The sequence below is a fragment of the Umezawaea sp. genome (assembly GCF_057122925.1).
Map to the genome: position 1 here is coordinate 37,936 of NZ_DBNGPQ010000142.1, position 17,260 is coordinate 55,195.

Genomic DNA, 17,260 nt, shown 5'->3' on the forward strand with positions numbered 1-17,260 from the left:
TCCGCGGCGGTTCTCGCGGGAGTCCTGGTGGCTCCGCTGGCAGCCGTGTTCACCGCGCCCGCGGCCGCCGCCGTGGACGCGCCGAGTCCGGCGCGGACGGTGAGCTGCCTGCCGTCGACGCCGGTGTTCGCGCGGCTCCAGAACGGGGAACTGCGCCGCTACACGCACGACGACGGCGTCGGTGGCGGCGGTGTCTGGGGGCCGTCCGGGACGATCGGCACCGGCTGGAGCGGCACCACGATCGCGGGGCCGGACGGACTGGTCTACAACATCACGCCCGGTGGCGAGTTCCGGAAGCTGCGCTGGAACGGGACGGACTGGGACCGGACCAACGGGGCGCAGTACGAGGTCATCGCCACCGGCTGGGGCGGGTGGGACCTGGCTCCCTACCGGGACCGGATCGTGTTCGACAGCCGCGGCGACCTGTACCGCGTCCAGGACGACAACAAGCTGCGCTGGTCGCGGTTCGACTCCGTCACCAAGCAGTGGCAGGACCGGGTCATCGACGCCGACTTCGGGCGGTTCAACCTGATCGTGGCCGCCGGTGACGGTGTGCTCTACGCCCGCGACCCCAACCAGAGCGGCGGGGCGCTGTACCGGTTCCAGTACGACGTCGCCGGCGACCGGTTCACCCAGCGCGACGTGCTCGCGGGCACCGGCTGGAACATCCACAGCGGGATCTTCTCGCCCGGCGCGGACATCCTCTACGGACACACCGCGGGCGTCGGGGAGCACGGCCAGCCCGGTGAGCTCTACTGGTACCGGATGGACCAGAACGCGAAGGCCATCGCCACCCGCACCTACAACGGGTGGGGCTGGGGCTACGGTCGCGAGTGGGACGTCACCGCGCAGACCAACGCGTGCACGCTCGCACCCGCGACGCTCAGCACCGTGCGGTGCGCGTCCAGCACGCCGGTCTACGCCAGGCTGCCCGACGCGACGCTGAGGCTGTACACCCACAACGACTCCGCGACCGGAAACCCCGACTGGGCGCCGATGCGGGAGATCGGCACCGGCTGGACCGGCTCCGTCCTCCCCGGACTCGACGGGGTCGTCTACAACATCACGCCCTCGGGCGACGTCCGCAGGCTCCGCTGGAACGGCACCGCCTGGGACCTGTTCGCGGGCTCGCAGTGGGAGAAGATCGACTCGGGGTGGTTCGGCTGGGACACCCCGTCCTACCAGAACCGGATCACCGTCGACAGCCGCGGCGACTTCTACAGCGTCCAGGACGACTTCACGCTCCGCTGGAAGCGCTACGACGCCGTCGCGAAGAAGTGGGACGTCCGGCTGATCGACGGCGACTGGGGCAGGTTCGACCTGATCGCCGCCGCGGGCGAGGGCGTGATCTACGCCCGCGACCCCAGCCTCGACAACGGTCGCCTGTACCGCTTCCAGTACGACGCCGCGTCGCAGCGCTGGTTGCAGCGCGAGAAGTTCGTCAGCAGCGGGTGGAACCGCTACAGCGGCGTGTTCTCGCCGGGCGCGGACATCCTCTACAGCCGCACCTCCGGCACCGGCGACACGGGCAACCCCGGTGAGCTGACGTGGTTCCGCGCGGACCAGGCGGGCCGGAGCGTCGCGGGTCGCGTCGCCAACGGCTGGGGCTGGGGCTACGGCCGCGAGTGGGACGTCGTCGCCCCGCCGAACACGTGCACCCTCGCCACGTCGAGCACGCCGGAGCGCCCGGCCGTGCCCGCCGTGCCGAACGCGCCCACGGCGCTCGTGCAGTCCGCGGACGGCGGCATCCAGCACTTCTGGGTCAACGCGGCAGGTGCGCTCGTGCACGGCGAGCAGCGCGACGTGCAGGACATCCGCACGGTCAACTTCCGGGTGATGCCCGGCTACCAGCAGCTCACCGACCGGCCGTCGGCGGTCGAACTGGCCGACGGCCGTCTCCAGGTGGTGGCCCAGGGCCGGGACAGCGAGGTCCGCTCCAACCGCACCGTCACCAAGGGCGGCGCGTGGTTCGGCCTCGGTCAGGCGGGCGGGTTCCTCGCGTCAGCCCCGACCGTCGTGCGCGGCGCGGGTGACGAGCTCGTCAGCTTCGGCGTCGACGGCGCGGGCGCGCTGTGGTTCCGCTCGCAGGACGGCAGGGACGGCGACCTCGCGGGCTGGCTCCCGCTGGGCGGCGGCGACCTGAGCGCCACGGCGCCCTCCGTGGTCCGGGTCGGCGACACGCTGAGGATCGTCGCGCTCGGCCGCGACGGCGTCCACCGCACCGCCACGCTCACCAACGGCTCGCTGAGCGCGTGGAGCAGCCTCGGCGGAGCCGACTGGGTGGGTGCCGCGTCCGTCGTGACCCTGGCCGACGGGAAGCTCCAGGTGTTCGCCCGCCGCGCGGACAACGTGGTGCACACCCAGGTCGAAGGCGACGCGGGCTTCACGGGCACGTGGACGGCCCTTCCGGGCGTCGTCGTCGCGGCGGGCGCGCCCGCCGCGCTGCTCACGCCCGCGGGGAACGTCGAGGTGACCGTCCGGGACGCGTCGGGGCTGGTCTACAACACCGGCACCGTCACGCCCGGCGGGTCCTCCTACCGGGCCTGGCAGGCCGTCGGCACCGACGAGGCGGTGACCGACCCGGCCGTCCTCGGTCTGCTCGACGGCACGTGGGTCATCACCTTCCGCGACCGCAGGGGTGTCGCCTACCTGTACCAGGACGTCTCGTCCGAGCAGGTGGTGGCCAAGCGGTCCGCGGAGGCCGCGACCCAGCCGCGGTTCACGCGCGTGGAACTCCCGAACCCGTAGCGGGGACGGGAAAAGGGGCCGCTCACCACGACAGGTGAGCGGCCCCCTTCGCCGTCGAACGGGAGGACGACTAGCTGCGGACCATCTTGCGCAGCACGTACTGCATGATGCCGCCGTTGCGGTAGTAGTCGGCCTCACCGGGGGTGTCGATGCGGACGACCGCGTCGAACTCCACCCTGTCCGCGCCCTTGGTGGCCACCACGTGCACGGTGGACGGGGTGGTGCCGTCGTTCAGCGCGGTGATGCCGGAGACGTCGTAGGTCTCCGTGCCGTCCAGGCCCAGGGAGGCCGCGGACTCGCCCGCCGGGAACTGGAGCGGCAGCACGCCCATGCCGATGAGGTTCGAGCGGTGGATGCGCTCGAACGACTCGGCGATCACGACGCGGACGCCGAGCAGCGCCGTGCCCTTGGCGGCCCAGTCGCGGGACGAGCCGGAGCCGTACTCCTTGCCCGCCAGCACGACCAGCGGAACGCCCGCCTCCGAGTACGCCGCGGACGCGTCGTAGATCGTGGTCTGCGGCGCGTCGTCGGCCAGGAAGTTGCGGGTGAAGCCGCCCTGGACGTCGTCGAGCAGCAGGTTGCGCAGGCGGATGTTCGCGAACGTGCCGCGGATCATCACCTCGTGGTTGCCGCGCCGGGAGCCGTAGGAGTTGAAGTCCTTGCGCTCCACGCCGTGCTCGGTCAGGTACTTGCCCGCGGGGGAGTCGCCCTTGATCGAGCCGGCGGGGGAGATGTGGTCCGTGGTGACCGAGTCGCCGAGCAGCGCGAGGACGCGGGCGCCCGACACGTCGGTGACCGGCTTCGGCTCCATCTCCATGCCCTCGAAGTACGGGGGCTTCCGCACGTACGTCGAGTCGGAGGCCCACTCGAACGTCTTGCCGGTCGGCGTCGGCAGAGACTGCCAGCGCTGGTCGCCCGCGAAGACGTCCGCGTAGTCCTTGGTGAACATGTCCGACGTGATGGACGTGGAGACGACCTCCGCGACCTCCTGCGCCGACGGCCAGATGTCCGCGAGGTACACGGGCTCGCCGTCCTGGTCGTTGCCCAGCGGCTCGGTGGTGATGTCCTTGTCCATCGACCCGGCGAGCGCGTACGCGACGACCAGCGGCGGGCTGGCCAGGTAGTTCATCTTGATGTCCGGGTTGATCCGGCCCTCGAAGTTGCGGTTGCCCGAGAGGACGGACACCGCCGCGAGGTCGTTCGCCTGGATGCCCTCGGAGATCTCGTCCTGGAGCGGACCGGAGTTGCCGATGCACGTGGTGCAGCCGTAGCCGACCAGGTGGAAGCCCAGCTTCTCCAGGTACGGCGTGAGGCCCGCGCGCTCGTAGTAGTCCATGACGACCTTGGAGCCGGGCGCGAGGGTCGTCTTGACCCACGGCTTGCGCTCCAGGCCGCGCTCGACGGCCTTCTTGGCCAGCAGCGCCGCGCCGATCATGACCGACGGGTTGGACGTGTTCGTGCACGACGTGATCGCGGCGATCGCCACGGCGCCGTGGTCCAGCTCGAACTCGGCGCCGTCGAGCGACACCTTCACCGGGTTGGTGGCGCGACCCTCCGCGCCCTCGGCGGCCGAGTGGAACACGTGCGGGCGGCCGTTGCCGTTCTCGCCCTCGTGCACCGCGATCGGGTCGCTGGCCGGGAACGTGTCCTCGATGGCGTCGTCCACGTCGGACTTCGCCTCGACGTCGCCGTGGGTCACGTACGCCTTGAGCGCCTGGCGGAAGGCTTCCTTGCCGTTGGTCAGCTCGATCCGGTCCTGCGGCCGCTTCGGGCCCGCGATGGACGGGACGATCGTGGCGAGGTCCAGCTCCAGCGTCTCCGAGTAGACGGCCTCGGAGTCGGGGTCGTGCCAGAGGCCCTGCTCCTTGGCGTACGCCTCGACGAGCGCGATCTGCTCGGCGGAACGGCCGGTGAGCTTGAGGTACTCGATGGTCTCGCCGTCGATCGGGAAGATGCCGACCGTGGAGCCGAACTCGGGGCTCATGTTGCCGATGGTGGCGCGGTTCGCCAGCGGCACCGCGCCGACGCCCTTGCCGTAGAACTCGACGAACTTGCCGACCACGCCCTGCTGCCGCAGCATCTCGGTGATCGTCAGCACCAGGTCGGTGGCGGTCGCGCCCGCGGGCAGCTCGCCGTGCAGCTTGAAGCCGACCACGCGCGGGATCAGCATCGACACGGGCTGGCCCAGCATCGCGGCCTCGGCCTCGATGCCGCCGACGCCCCAGCCCAGCACGCCCAGGCCGTTGACCATGGTCGTGTGGGAGTCGGTGCCGACCAGCGTGTCGGGGTACGCCTGGCCGTTGCGGGTCATGATCACGCGGGCCAGGTGCTCGATGTTCACCTGGTGCACGATGCCGGTGCCCGGCGGGACGACCTTGAACTCGTCGAACGCCGTCTGGCCCCAGCGGAGGAACTGGTAGCGCTCGTAGTTGCGCTCGTACTCCAGGTCCACGTTCGACTCGAACGCGTCCGGGCGGCCGAAGACGTCCGCGATGACCGAGTGGTCGATGACCAGCTCGGCGGGGGCCAGCGGGTTGACCTTGGTGGGGTCGCCGCCGAGCTGCGTCACGGCCTCGCGCATGGTGGCGAGGTCGACGACGCAGGGCACGCCGGTGAAGTCCTGCATGACCACGCGGGCCGGGGTGAACTGGATCTCCGTCGAGGGCTCGGCCTTCGGGTCCCAGGCGGCGAGCGCGCGGACGTGGTCGGCGGTGATGTTCGCGCCGTCCTCGGTCCGGAGCAGGTTCTCCAGGAGGATCTTCAGGCTGTAGGGGAGGCGCTCGGCGCCTTCGACGGCACTCAGCCGGAACACCTCGTACGAGGCGTCCCCGACGGTGAGGGATCCGCGGGCTCCGAAGCTGTCCTTGCTCGAAGGTGCAGTCACGTCAACTCCATACAGCGCAAGTACTGGTGGTTGGGAACAAGGCGAGTCTTGCGCACTCGCGCTGGTGGCGCAGACGTTGCCCTCTGGTTTTAACAGTACGCGTGTCCTTTATAGGGCTTCAAGCCAGGCTCACCTAACTCGGGGCAGGATGACCGGGTGATCCGACTCGAACGCATCGGCAAGCGCTACGGTCGAGGCCCGTGGGTGCTCCAGGACGTCGACCTGAGCTTCGAACCGGGAGGGCTGACCGTGTTCACGGGCGGCAACGGCTCTGGCAAGTCGACCCTGCTCAGGATCATCGCAGGTGTGACCGCCCCCAGCGGCGGCCGGGTGCTCGGCAGACCCCGCTCGGTCGGCTACCTGCCCGAACGCTTCTCACCGGGCCTGCGGCTGTCGACCGAGACCTACCTGCGCCACCTCGCGGCCGTCCGCGGCGCCCCGAAACCGGGCACCGTGCCGGGCGTCACACCGTCCGACGACGTGCTGGACGCCCTCGGCTTCCACGGCGACCCGACGGCCCCCATCTCGACCCTGTCCAAGGGCAACGCGCAGAAGGTCGCCGTCGCGCAGGCCTTCCTCGCCACCGACCTCGTCGTGCTCGACGAGCCGTGGACCGGCCTGGACACCGCCGCCGCGGTCGTCCTGGCGGACATGGTCACGACCTCGGCGGCGACGGTGGTGGTCACCGACCACCGGGGCACCGCCCGCGGCCTGGCGGGGGCGCACGAGGTCGTGCTGCGGGGCCGGGTCGCCGCGACCGGCGTGGCGATCGAGCTCAACCGGGTCAGCGACCTGACGACCACCGTCATCGGCGAGTGGGACGGCGTGCGCGTGGTCGCCGCCACCGACGGGCGGCTCAGCCTGCTCGTCGAACCGGCCGTCAGCGACCGCGTGCTGGCCGACGCCCTGCGGCTCGGCTGCTCCGTGCTCAGCGTGCGGACGTGACGGTCGCCTCCAGCCCGTGCTCGCCCGCGATCCGGGTCGCCGCGGCCCTCGGCGAGAAGTCGTGCGCGCACCCCTGAGCGCCGGCCCGTCGTCTCGACGCCAGGGTGGCACCGGGGGTGGACGACGTCGAGGCCCGCCGGGTCGCCGAGGTCGTCCCGCTCGAACGGGGCGAACCAGCCGAGCGGGTCCTCGCGGTCCACGCCGGGGAACTCGCCTGCCACGTGCGCCGGGGTGCGCGTCCCGGTCGGCGGCCGTCATCCCGTCGGTGTCCACCGTCCACCTGGACCACTTCCCCTTCGGTACCAACAGCGGGTGGCGCCCGCCCCCCGATCGCGGTGTGATCGGGGGATGAGAAGGACGCGGCTCATCGTGGCGCTGCTAGGACTCCTGCTGGTCGCGGGCGGCACCCCCGCCCACGCGACTCCCGACGAGGGCCCGCTGCCGGGCTACACCATCGACAACCCGCCGCTGGCACCGGAAATCGTGGGCGGCACGCCTTCCCGAGTGCTCCAGGGCGTGCACAAGCACGCGGCGTACACCATCGAGGTGCCGCCGAGGTGGAACGGCCGCCTCGCGATGTGGGCCCACGGCTACCGCGGGACGTCCACCGTCCTCACCGTCGACCCGCCCGCGTACGGCCTGCGCACCCGACTGCTGAACCAGGGCTACGCCTGGGCCGCGTCCTCGTACCACGCCAACGCCTACGACGTCCGGGCGGGCGTCACCGGGACCCACGACCTGGCCGTGAAGTTCGGCTCCCTGGTCGGCAAGCCCTCGAAGGTGTTCCTCGCGGGCGTCTCCATGGGCGGCCACATCACCGGGCGCTCGCTGGAGCAGTACCCCGGCTTCTACGCGGGCGCGCTGCCCCTGTGCGGCGTGCTCGGCGACCACGAGCTGTTCGACTTCCTCCTGTCCTACCAGCTCAGCGCCCAGGCGTTGAGCGGGGTCCGCGCCTACCCGCTGCCGCCGGACTACCTGTCCACCGTCGTGCCGCGCATCCAGGCCGAGCTGGGCCTGGCAGGCCTGACCCCCGGCGGCCCGGACACGACCACCGACCAGGGCAAGCGGTTCCGGTCCGTCGTCGTCGAGCAGAGCGGCGGCCCGCGACCCGGCGACACCGCCGCGTTCGCGCACTGGAAGGACTTCCTGTTCGCCCTCGGCGCGTCCGGCGGCGGCGACACGCTGGCCGGGAACCCCGGCAGGATCGCCACGAACCTCGACACGCGCTACCGGAACGGCGACCTCGACCGGATCGTGCGGCGTGTCGCGCCCGAGGACTGGTACTCGCGCCTCACGCCGTCGCTGACCGAGGTCCCGCGCATCGCCGGGCGGCCCACCGCGCCCGTGCTGTCGCTGCACAGCCTGGGCGACCTGTTCGTGCCGTACGGGATGGAGCAGGACTACCACGACGACGTCGTGCGCAACGGGCGGTCCAGGCTGCTGGTGCAGCGGGCGATCCGGACCGTGGAGCACTGCGAGTTCGCGCCGAGCGAGGTCGGGGCGGCGTGGAACGACCTGGTGGCGTGGGTCGACCGCGGCGAGCGGCCCGCGGGCGACGACGTCCACGCGACCGGGGGAGCCGACTACGGCTGCCGGTTCACCGACCCCGCCGCCTACGACCTGCCGGGCACCCGCGGGCTGTTCCCGCGCTGCGCCTGATCACCGCGGGCCGACGTGGTGGTCGAGGAACCCCGAGAGCCGGGGGAGCACCACGTCGGCCGCCGTGGCCCCGAAGTGGTCCAGGCCGGGGATCACCTCGACCGACCAGCCCAGCGCCTCCAGCTCGGCCCGGTGGCGCTCGACCGCGCCGCCGATGTCGGTGATCAGCTCCGTCCCGGCGGTGATCCGGTCCTCGCCACCGACGAAGCAGAGCCTCGGGCAGGTGATCCGCGGCTGGGCGGCCCGGTCGTCGAACCCGGCCATCGCCTCGTAGAACGTGGCGAACTGCGGGAGCTGCGCCCGCTGCTCCTCGGGGATCGCCGCGCCGAACGCGTCCACCTCCACCCCGGCCAGCGCCCGGCTGTACCGCAGCATCTCCGCGTACGGCCCGCCGATCGGCGGGAACCCGGTCATCGCCAACGCCGTCACCCGCTCGGTGCGCAGCGCGAGCTGCATCCCGACCACACCGCCGAACGAGTAGCCCCACCACGCGAACCCGTCGATCCCGGCGGCGTCGGCGACGCGCAGCATGTCGTCGCTGACGTTGTCCGGGGTGAACGTGAGGTCCTTCGGCCGGCCGGGGTAGCTCATCAGCACGACCCGGTAGCGGTCGCCCAAGCCGCGGACCATCGACTCGGCGAACCGCACGGCGTGGTCGCGCAGCGGGTGGTCGGGCGGGCGCGGGTCGGCGTTGAACAGCACCACCGCGGGCCCTTCGCCGTGCACCTCGAAGTAGGTCTCGCCACCGTCGTGCGCCGCCGCCACCGGCATGGGACCCGCCTCTCGTCGATCTTGGGACGGCGACGGTACCGACGGCGGTGTTCGATGACGGTCAACCCGGCCCCGGCGACTCCCGCGCGGCCCGGATCCCGGCCGGTACCTCGGCCGCGGCCCCGTCGGCGGTTCGCGGACCGGGCGGAGGACAGGGCACGCGTACCGTGTGTCGTGCTCGCATCGACGGTGAACGGAGTGGTGTGGTCGCGCTGGTGAAGTACCTCGCGGTGGACCTGCTGCGGTCGCAGCGGTACCTGCCGCCGCTGCTCCTGCACTGCGCCGTGCTCGGCATGATGTTCAGCGGCGACGCGGGCGACGCGCTGTTCGCGTACGCGGGCTCGTGCGCGCTGATCTACCCGGTCGCCGCCTGGCTCGGCGTGGTCGTCGCGACCACCGAGGACCCGATCCAGCGCACCGTCACCGCGGTCACGGCGGGCGGCTGGGGCCGGATCGCGTCGGCGCAGGCGCTGCTCGCCGCGGCGGGCGCGGTCGTCCTCGCGGTGATCGCCACGCTGTGGCCGGTGGCCACCAACCCGCACCTGTTCTCGCCCGCCGTCGTGGGGCTCGGCGCGGTCGCCCACCTCGTCTGCGGCCTCACCGGGGTCGGCGTGGGGATGCTGTGCTCGCGGCCGGTGGTCGTGCGCGCCGGGCCGTCGCTGCTGGCGGTCGTGGCGATCGTGGCGGTGACGTTCAAGGCGGGCCAGGCCACGCCGGTGGGCGTGGTGCTCGGTGGTCTGGCGCGGCAGGACCTCGGGGGGCTGCCCGTCGCCGCGGGCGCGTCGGTGCTGCTGGTCGTCGTCTCGGCGCTGGCCGCGTGGCGCCTGGGACCCCGCCGGGCGTGAGCGCGCCCGGCGGGGGGAGACCCGTCGGGCGGGGCCCAGCGGACGCGGCCCGCCGAGCCGGTGCCGATCCTCCGCTCGATCCCGACGTCGATCCACCCGTTCCGCACCCGGCCCGCGCCGCCGGTGGTCCTCCGCCTCCCGCTCCACCCCGTGCGCGGTGGAGCGGTGGCCGTCGCCGCTCGTGCCTCCGTGAACGGCGAACGCCCCGCCACCGGGAGCCGGTGACGGGGCGTTCGCCCGAGCGGGACTACTTCGCGAGCTTCAGCAGCTCGTCGATGTCCTTCGGCTCCAGACCCCGCATGAGGGTCAGGCCGAGCTCGCTGTACGTGCGGACCGGGCTGACGTACCACTTGCCGTCGACCTCGGTGGAGACGACGCCGATGCCGTCCTTCAGCACCCGCGCGCCGATCCGGCCGATCACGTCGGCGACCGAGCCGGACACGTTCTTGCCGCCCTGCTGCTCGACGAGCTGCGTGATCTCGTCGGCGCACAGCTTCTGGTCCTGGCCCTGCGCGGAGACGGAGTAGCAGTCACCGGAGCGGACGACCTCGACCTTCTCGCCGTCGACCTCGACGCCGATCTTCTTGATCGTCAGCAGCGTGCCGCCGGTGACCTCCTTGGAGTCCGTCTCGAACGCCGTCAGCTTCGCGCCCGTCGCCGGGAGCCTGCCCGCCTGGTCGATGAGCACCGGGCCCAGGTCCTGGAGCACGCCGAGCTCGTCCGGCGGCAGCAGCGCGATGACCTTGGTCAGGTCGGCGGCCATGCCCGCTTCGACGATCTGCTTCGCGGCGTCCGAGGCCGACCCGGCGCCCGCGGGGGCGATCGGGTTGGACGGCCACTTCAGCTTCTCCTCGTGCAGGACGTTGTCCGCGATCGTGTAGAAGAGGCTGGGGTACCACTCGCCGTCGACCTTGATCGACGCGATGCGGACCGGCTCGCCCTTGTTCGACTTCTTGATCTCCTCGGCGATGTCGATCGTCTCGGTGCTGGGCGCCTCGTCCTGCGCGCCCATCGCCTCGACCAGCTTGTCGGTGAGGGGGATCTTCTTGACGTCGGAGGTGAGCGTGATCTTGCCCTCGGTGAGCTTGTTGATCACCAGGTGGTCGTTGACCGTCTCGGCCGCGCCCTCGTCGAACTTGACGTTCTCGGCCTTGAACTCCACGCCGGTGACCTTGTTCGGGTCGGCGTCCTTCTTCAGCACCTCGAGCCGCTTGAGCTCGTCCACGGTGCCGGTCAGGTAGTCCTTGCTCAGCTTCGCCTCGGCGGGCGCGAGCCCGTTCATGATGCCGATGACGTCACCGCTGCCCAGCGCGCTGACGAGGTTGTTCGCCGCGGCGGCCGGGCTCGGCGCGCCCGCGGCCACGTCGTTGGAGTTCTTCAGCGCGTACACGGTCACCACCGCGCCCGCGGCGAGCGCGACGACGGCCACCACGGCGGTGATCGCCAGGCCGGTGCGCTTCTTCTTCGGCGGGCCGCCCGCGTACCCGATCGGCCCCTGGGCGCCGGGGAACTGCTGCTGGCCGTACTGGTCCTGGCCCCACGCCTGCTGCTGCGGGAAGCCCTGCGGACCGGTCTGGGGGAAGCCCGGCTGCTGCTGCGGGAAACCCTGGGGGCTGCTCTGCGGGAAGCCCGGCTGCTGCTGGGGGAAGCCCTGCGGGTTGCTCTGCGGGTAGCCGCCCTGCTGCGGTTGCTGCGGGAAGCCCTGCGGACCCGTCTGGGGGTAACCGCCCTGCTGCGGGTTCTGCTGCCACCCACCCTGCTGCGGCTGGTTCGGGTTGTTCTGCGGGGGCCATTCGCCGCCGCCGCCACCTGGGTAGCTCACGGTGTTCCTCCTGGTTTGCTGGTCGCTGCGCGGGCCGACGCGGTGAGCACGGTGATCGCCCCCGCGATCGCCAGCACGGCACCACAGAGGGCAACGGCCGGTCCGGTCAGGCTGATCCCGACCATCGCGCCCTCGTTGCTCCCTTGGACGGTGACAAGTGCCGCCACCGTTCCCGTGATCGTGCCAAAAAGAATTCCCGTCCACGCGGCGAATCGACGAAGTCCGAACGTGAACAAGAGCACGCAGCAGACCGCCACCGGTGTCATCGACACCCACGCGACCCTGATGACCTCGCCGTATCCGTTTCCCAGACCCGCCCAACCACGGAGTGCGAGCACCTCGTAGCTGTCCCTGCCCACGGTTCCCGAACGCAACCAGGGCAGGAACGAGCCCACCACGGTCGTTATCAAACCGAGAGCACCTACTCCGCAACCAAGCCACATCGTGCGCACCGGCACATGCTCGCAGCCTTTCCCGACGCATTCTCGCCGGTACCGGAAATGGCGGTCGCGGGTCACCTCCGCCGATGTGCAACGGTGGAGCGGTGGACAGCCCGGAGAACGACACCGCGGCGGCGAGCGCCGCGCTCGCCCGCGCCCGCCGCGTGACCGTCCTGACGGGAGCGGGCGTCTCGACGGAGTCCGGCATCCCCGACTTCCGGAGCGCCGACGGCGCCGCGCTCCTCGAACCCGACCTCACCGCCCTCCTGGCCGACGCCGGGCTGCGCCGGAGGTCGTGGCGGGCGCGCCTGCACCACCCCGTGTGGACGGCGCGGCCGAACCCGGCGCACCGCGCGCTGGTCGACCTGGAGCGCGCCGGACGGCTGCGCGCCCTGCTGACCCAGAACGTCGACGGCCTGCACCAGGCCGCGGGCTCGACGTCGGTGGTCGAGCTGCACGGCTCGATCCGGGAGACCGCCTGCGTCGCGTGCGGCGACCGCCGCCCGATGGCCGCCGCGCTCGACCGCGTCCGCGACGGCGACGACGACCCCGCCTGCCTGCTCTGCGACGGCGTGCTCAGGTCCGCCACCGTGCCCTTCGGCAGGCCGCTGGACGCCGACGTGCTCCGCGCGGCCCGCACCGCCGCGCTCGACTGCGACCTGCTGCTGGTGGCGGGCACGTCGCTGCTGGTGGCGCCCGCCGCGGACCTCGTCCCCCTCGCCGCGCGGGCCGGGGCCGCGGTGGTGATCTGCAACGCCGAACCCACGCCGTGCGACGGGCTGGCCGCCGCCGTGGTGCGCGCCCCGGTCGGCCGCGTGCTGCCGGAGCTGGTGGCGGTGCCCGCGGTCGGGTCCGACCGGCCCGTCCGGACGTGGGGCGATCCGAGCACGTGGTGATTAGGGTGGGTTCCTGATCGACACCGGAGGTGCGTCCCATGAAGGTGCCACTGACGATCGCGGACTTCCTGGACCGCGCCGAGCTGGTCCACCGCGACACGACGGCCACGATCGACGAACCCGACCAGCCCGCCGGGGCGGTGGCGACGACGACCTACGGCGAGATGGCCGTGCGGGCGCGCGCCTGGCAGGCCGGGCTGGACGCCCTGGGGGTCGGCGGGGGTGAACGGGTCGCCGTCGTCAGCCACAACTCCGCGCGGCTGCTGGAACTCCTGCACGCCGTGCCCGCGAGCGGCCGCGTGTGCGTGCCGGTGAACTTCCGGCTCAGCGCCGACGAGGTGTCCTACATCGTCGAGCACAGCGGCGCGTCGGTGCTGCTGGTCGACCCGGAGCTGAAGGCGCTCGACGGGATCTCCGCGCCGCACCGGTTCACCCTCGGCGAGCAGACCGAGACCGAGCTGATGCGGTTCGACACCGCGCCCCGGCCGTGGAGCGCGCCGGACGAGGACGCGACGGCCACCATCAACTACACCTCCGGCACGACCGCGCGGCCGAAGGGCGTGCGGCTGACGCACCGCAACATCTGGCTGGACGCCGTCACGTTCGCCATGCACACCCGCGCGTGGGAGCGGGACGTGTACATGCACGTGCTGCCGATGTTCCACTGCAACGGCTGGGGGATGCCGTACGGGCTGGCCGGGCTCGGCGTGCCGCAGGTGGTGCTGCGCAAGGTCGACGGCGCCGAGATCCTGCGCCGCGTGCGCGACCGCGGTGTGACGCTGATGTGCGGCGCGCCCGCCGTGTGGAACACCGTGCTGGACGCCGCGCGGTCGTGGGAGGGCGAGATCCCCGGCCGGGACGAGGTGCGCGTCGTGTGCGCGGGCGCCCCGCCGCCCAGCCGGACCATCGCGCGGGTGGCGGAGGAGCTGGGCTGGGAGTTCCTCCAGATCTACGGCCTCACCGAGACCTCGCCGCTGCTCACGTTCAACCGCACCCGGCCGCAGGACGTCGACCTGCCCGCGGAGGAGCGCGCGCAGAAGCTCTCGCGCGCCGGGGCGCCCGTGGTGGGCGCGCGGCTGCGGGTGTCGGAGGACGGTGAGGTGCTGGCCCGCTCGAACGTGGTCATGGACGGCTACTGGGAGAACCCGGAGGCGACGTCCGACGCCGTCTCCGACGGCTGGTTCCGCACGGGCGACGGCGGCTACCTCGACGACGAGGGCCACCTGACCATCTCCGACCGCCGCAAGGACGTGATCATCACCGGCGGGGAGAACGTGTCGTCCATCGAGGTCGAGGACGCCGTGTTCGGCCACCCCGCGGTGGCCGAGGTCGCCGTGATCGGCGTGCCGCACGAGAAGTGGGGCGAGACGATCAAGGCGCTGGTGGTCGTGGCGGACGGCGCGTCGGTCACCGAGGCGGAGATCATCGCCCACTGCAAGGCCAGGCTCGCCGGGTACAAGGCGCCGACGTCGGTCGAGTTCCGCGACGCCATCCCGCGCACGGCCACCGGCAAGATCCAGAAGTTCCGGCTGCGCGAGCCCTACTGGGAGGGGCTGACCCGGAAGGTGAACTGACCCACCCCCGGTGTGCCCGTGACACGTGTGGTTGATGGTGCACGTGTGCCCGGTGGCGACAACGGGGTGGGGGTGGCACGCTGCCAGGAAGCACCGGTACTAGGCCGTTCGGCCCAGTACCGGCGGGCTGAACGGTGGGAGGTGACGTCGTGTCCACACGACGGGCGGTCGCTCGGATGGCGGTCTCCGCGCTGGTGGCGGTGGCCGTGGCGCTCGCGCAGGCGGGTCCGGGGTCCGCGGCCCCACCCCCACCGTCCAACCCCAGCGACTCGGACATCAGCGCCGGGCGCGCGGACGCCGACGCGAAGGCCGCCAGGGTCGGCGAGCTGACCGGTGAGCTGACCCAGGCCGAGGCGCGCCTGCAAGAGCTGACCGACGAGGTCTCGCGCAAGATGGAGCTGGTCAACAAGGCCAGGGTCGACCTGGAGGCGGCGCAGGCCGAGGCCGCGAAGGCCCTCGCCGACGCCGAGTCGGCCCGCGTCGAGGCCGACGCGGCGGGCAAGGCCGTCGAGGACGGCAGGCGCGACCTGGACGAGTTCGCCGCCGCCAGCTACCAGCAGGGCAGCACCATCGGCTCGATCAGCGCGTACCTGGGCGCGACCAGCCCCGAGGACCTCCTAGCCCGCGCCCAGCTGCTCGAAGCGGTGTCCGGGTCGAGCCTGAACGCCATGGAGCAGATCGAGCTGAGCCGCACGGAGAAGGCGAACAAGGACTCCGCCGCCCGCGCCGCGCTCGACGAGGCGAACCGGAAGCAGGCCGCCGCCGACGAGGCCAAGAAGGCCGCCGACGAGGCTCAGGCCGTCGCCGTCCAGGCCCAGCAGGACCAGGCGGGCCAGGCCGCCCTGATCAGGGACAGCAAGGCGGGCGTCGAGGCGCAGCTCGCCGAGGCGCTCGGCGCGGTCGACGGCCTCACCGCCCAGCGCGCCCAGTACGACGAGTGGGCCGCGAACAAGCAGCGCGAGGACGACGAGAACGCCCGCCGCGCCGCCGAGTCCGCCGCCGCGCAGCAGGAGGAGGACGACGCCCCCGCCCAGGCCCAGCCCGCCCAGCGGCCGCGCCCCGTCCAGTCCGCCCCGAGCGGCGACGGCGTCGAGATCGCCATCTCCCGCGCCATGGCGTACATCGGCACGCGCTACTCGTGGGGCGGCGGCAACTACAACGGGCCCACCGTGGGCATCCGCGACGGCGGCGTCGGCGACTCCTACGGCGACTACTACAGCGTGGGCTTCGACTGCTCCGGCCTGATGATGTACGCCTTCGCGGGCGCGGGCGTGTACATCCCGCACTACAGCGGCTACCAGTACAACTCCGGCCGCAAGGTCCCGCTCAACCAGGCGCAGCGCGGCGACATGCTGTTCTGGGGTCCCGGAGGCGGCACCCACGTCGCCCTGTACCTCGGCGGCGGCATGATGATCGAGGCCCCGTACTCCGGCTCCAGCGTCCGCGTGTCCCCGGTCCGGTACGGCGGCATCATGCCGTACGCGACCCGGCTGCTCTGATCGGTCACCCGTTCCGGATATTCCCGTTCAGGGCGAAGAACTCCGCAAAGATGCGGATTCCGAATGCTCCATTCGGATGTCTTCCACTATCTCGCGGTCGCGACGACGTGCTGTTCCGGTCACCTCCCGAATAGCCCGAAGGGCTGAACCGTTGCCAGTGCCGCTCGATTGTCGAACAATCGAGCGGCACTTCGTCCTAGGCTGCCCCGAACACGGCTAAGGTGGTCCGGTGCACCCGCCTGGGGTGAATTCGTGGGGGTGGTGCTTCGTGGCGTTACACCGGGCGATCGTCCTGGTCGACATCGCGGGCTTCACCGATCCCCTGCGCACCGCCGAGGACCAGAAAACCGTGCACCACGCCCTTTACGAGATGCTCGACGGCACCTTCGCCGAATCCGGGCTCGACCTGGAGCGGTGCTCGGTGGAGGACCGGGGCGACGGCGCGATGGTCCTCGTCCCGCCCGAGTTCCCGAAGATCCTCCTCGCCGACCAGTGGCCGACCAGGCTCGCGGCGGCCCTGCGCAGGCACAACGCGGTGCACTCCGAGTCCTCCACGATGCGGCTGCGGGTCGTCCTGCACGCCGGTGAGATCCACCTGAGCAGCAACGGCGTGGTCAGCCAGGCGGTCAACCTCGCCTTCCGCCTGCTGGACGCCCAGGCCGCCCGCGAGGCGCTGGCCGAGTCCGGCGGCGTGCTCGCGCTGATCGCCTCCGAGCGGTTCTACGAGGAGGTGGTCCTGGCCGACCCGGCCGCCGACCCCACCTCCTACCGCCGGATCCCGGTCTCGGTGAAGGGGACGGAGACCTCCGCCTGGCTGCGGCTGCCCGACCGCAACGGGGCGGCACCGCGCCGGGAAACGAATCGCGCGGCGCGGCCGGGAAACATTTTCGAACTGGTCGACGCGGTGCTCGACATCGCGGTGGTGAACGACGTGGCGGGCAGGCAGTCCGTGCTCGACCTGTTGAGGCCGGAAATCAGCGCCTCGGTCCCCCACGATTCCCGCACGCGGGTGCACGTCGTGTCATTGCTGCGCACCTGTCTGCGGTACGACGGAGGTCTGGCGGAACTCGTCGAGGTGTTGAGCGCCTTCGACGGGAATACGCCCGCTGTGCGCCGTCTGGTCGAGGTGTCCCGGAATTGGCCGTCGGATCCGCCGCGCTGAATCCGGCGACCGGTC

General features: G+C 72.0%; 12 protein-coding genes. 8 read left to right on the plus strand and 4 right to left on the minus strand.

Going from position 1 to position 17,260, the window contains the following annotated elements:
- Positions 1 to 27 precede the first annotated feature (27 nt).
- Positions 28 to 2,748, plus strand: coding sequence for a tachylectin-related carbohydrate-binding protein (locus AC156L_RS32425; RefSeq protein WP_330882375.1), 2,721 nt, complete (start codon positions 28 to 30; stop codon positions 2,746 to 2,748).
- Positions 2,749 to 2,818: 70 nt separating this feature from the next.
- On the opposite strand, the gene AC156L_RS32430 is transcribed toward AC156L_RS32425, so the two are convergent.
- The gene (locus AC156L_RS32430; RefSeq protein ID WP_330882377.1) at positions 2,819 to 5,632 is read right to left on the minus strand and encodes an aconitate hydratase; all 2,814 of its coding nucleotides are present in this window, start codon (positions 5,630 to 5,632) and stop codon (positions 2,819 to 2,821) included.
- A gap of 156 nt (positions 5,633 to 5,788) precedes the next feature.
- On the opposite strand from AC156L_RS32430, the gene AC156L_RS32435 reads away from it, so the two are divergent.
- Together AC156L_RS32435 and AC156L_RS32440 are read left to right on the plus strand one after the other, a co-directional pair.
- Positions 5,789 to 6,577 (plus strand): ABC transporter ATP-binding protein, encoded by a 789-nt coding sequence (locus AC156L_RS32435; protein ID WP_330882379.1) that lies wholly within the window; start codon positions 5,789 to 5,791, stop codon positions 6,575 to 6,577.
- 348 nt (positions 6,578 to 6,925) lie between these two features.
- Positions 6,926 to 8,236, plus strand: a complete 1,311-nt coding sequence (locus AC156L_RS32440) for a hypothetical protein (protein WP_330882380.1) — start codon at positions 6,926 to 6,928, stop codon at positions 8,234 to 8,236.
- On the opposite strand, the gene AC156L_RS32445 is transcribed toward AC156L_RS32440, so the two are convergent.
- Positions 8,237 to 9,007 (minus strand): alpha/beta fold hydrolase, encoded by a 771-nt coding sequence (locus tag AC156L_RS32445; RefSeq protein ID WP_330882383.1) that lies wholly within the window; start codon positions 9,005 to 9,007, stop codon positions 8,237 to 8,239.
- 203 nt (positions 9,008 to 9,210) lie between these two features.
- On the opposite strand from AC156L_RS32445, the gene AC156L_RS32450 reads away from it, so the two are divergent.
- The gene (locus tag AC156L_RS32450; RefSeq protein WP_330882385.1) at positions 9,211 to 9,852 is read left to right on the plus strand and encodes a hypothetical protein; all 642 of its coding nucleotides are present in this window, start codon (positions 9,211 to 9,213) and stop codon (positions 9,850 to 9,852) included.
- Positions 9,853 to 10,099: 247 nt separating this feature from the next.
- Here the strand turns inward: AC156L_RS32450 and AC156L_RS32455 are convergent, their stop codons facing one another.
- A complete protein-coding gene (locus AC156L_RS32455; RefSeq protein WP_330882388.1) occupies positions 10,100 to 11,674 on the minus strand; it encodes a proline-rich domain-containing protein in 1,575 nt (524 codons plus the stop codon).
- Positions 11,671 to 12,126 carry a hypothetical protein gene (locus AC156L_RS32460; RefSeq protein WP_330882390.1) on the minus strand — a complete coding sequence of 152 codons (456 nt, stop codon included), beginning with the start codon at positions 12,124 to 12,126 and terminating at the stop codon, positions 11,671 to 11,673. Before AC156L_RS32460 ends, AC156L_RS32455 begins: the two co-directional genes overlap by 4 nt.
- Positions 12,127 to 12,200: 74 nt before the next feature.
- Between AC156L_RS32460 and AC156L_RS32465 the strand changes: the two genes are divergently transcribed.
- The 4 genes from AC156L_RS32465 to AC156L_RS32480 all read left to right on the plus strand — a co-directional run bounded on the left by AC156L_RS32465 (position 12,201) and on the right by AC156L_RS32480 (position 17,245).
- Positions 12,201 to 13,010: an SIR2 family NAD-dependent protein deacylase gene (locus AC156L_RS32465; protein WP_330882392.1), complete on the plus strand. Its 810-nt coding sequence runs from the start codon at positions 12,201 to 12,203 to the stop codon at positions 13,008 to 13,010.
- Between the two features lie 38 nt (positions 13,011 to 13,048).
- Positions 13,049 to 14,584, plus strand: coding sequence for an AMP-binding protein (locus tag AC156L_RS32470; RefSeq protein ID WP_484407572.1), 1,536 nt, complete (start codon positions 13,049 to 13,051; stop codon positions 14,582 to 14,584).
- 176 nt (positions 14,585 to 14,760) lie between these two features.
- Complete coding sequence (locus AC156L_RS32475) at positions 14,761 to 16,083, plus strand: NlpC/P60 family protein (protein WP_414720107.1); 1,323 nt, start codon at positions 14,761 to 14,763, stop codon at positions 16,081 to 16,083.
- A gap of 268 nt (positions 16,084 to 16,351) precedes the next feature.
- The gene (locus tag AC156L_RS32480; protein WP_330882062.1) at positions 16,352 to 17,245 is read left to right on the plus strand and encodes an effector-associated domain 2-containing protein; all 894 of its coding nucleotides are present in this window, start codon (positions 16,352 to 16,354) and stop codon (positions 17,243 to 17,245) included.
- Positions 17,246 to 17,260 lie beyond the last annotated feature (15 nt).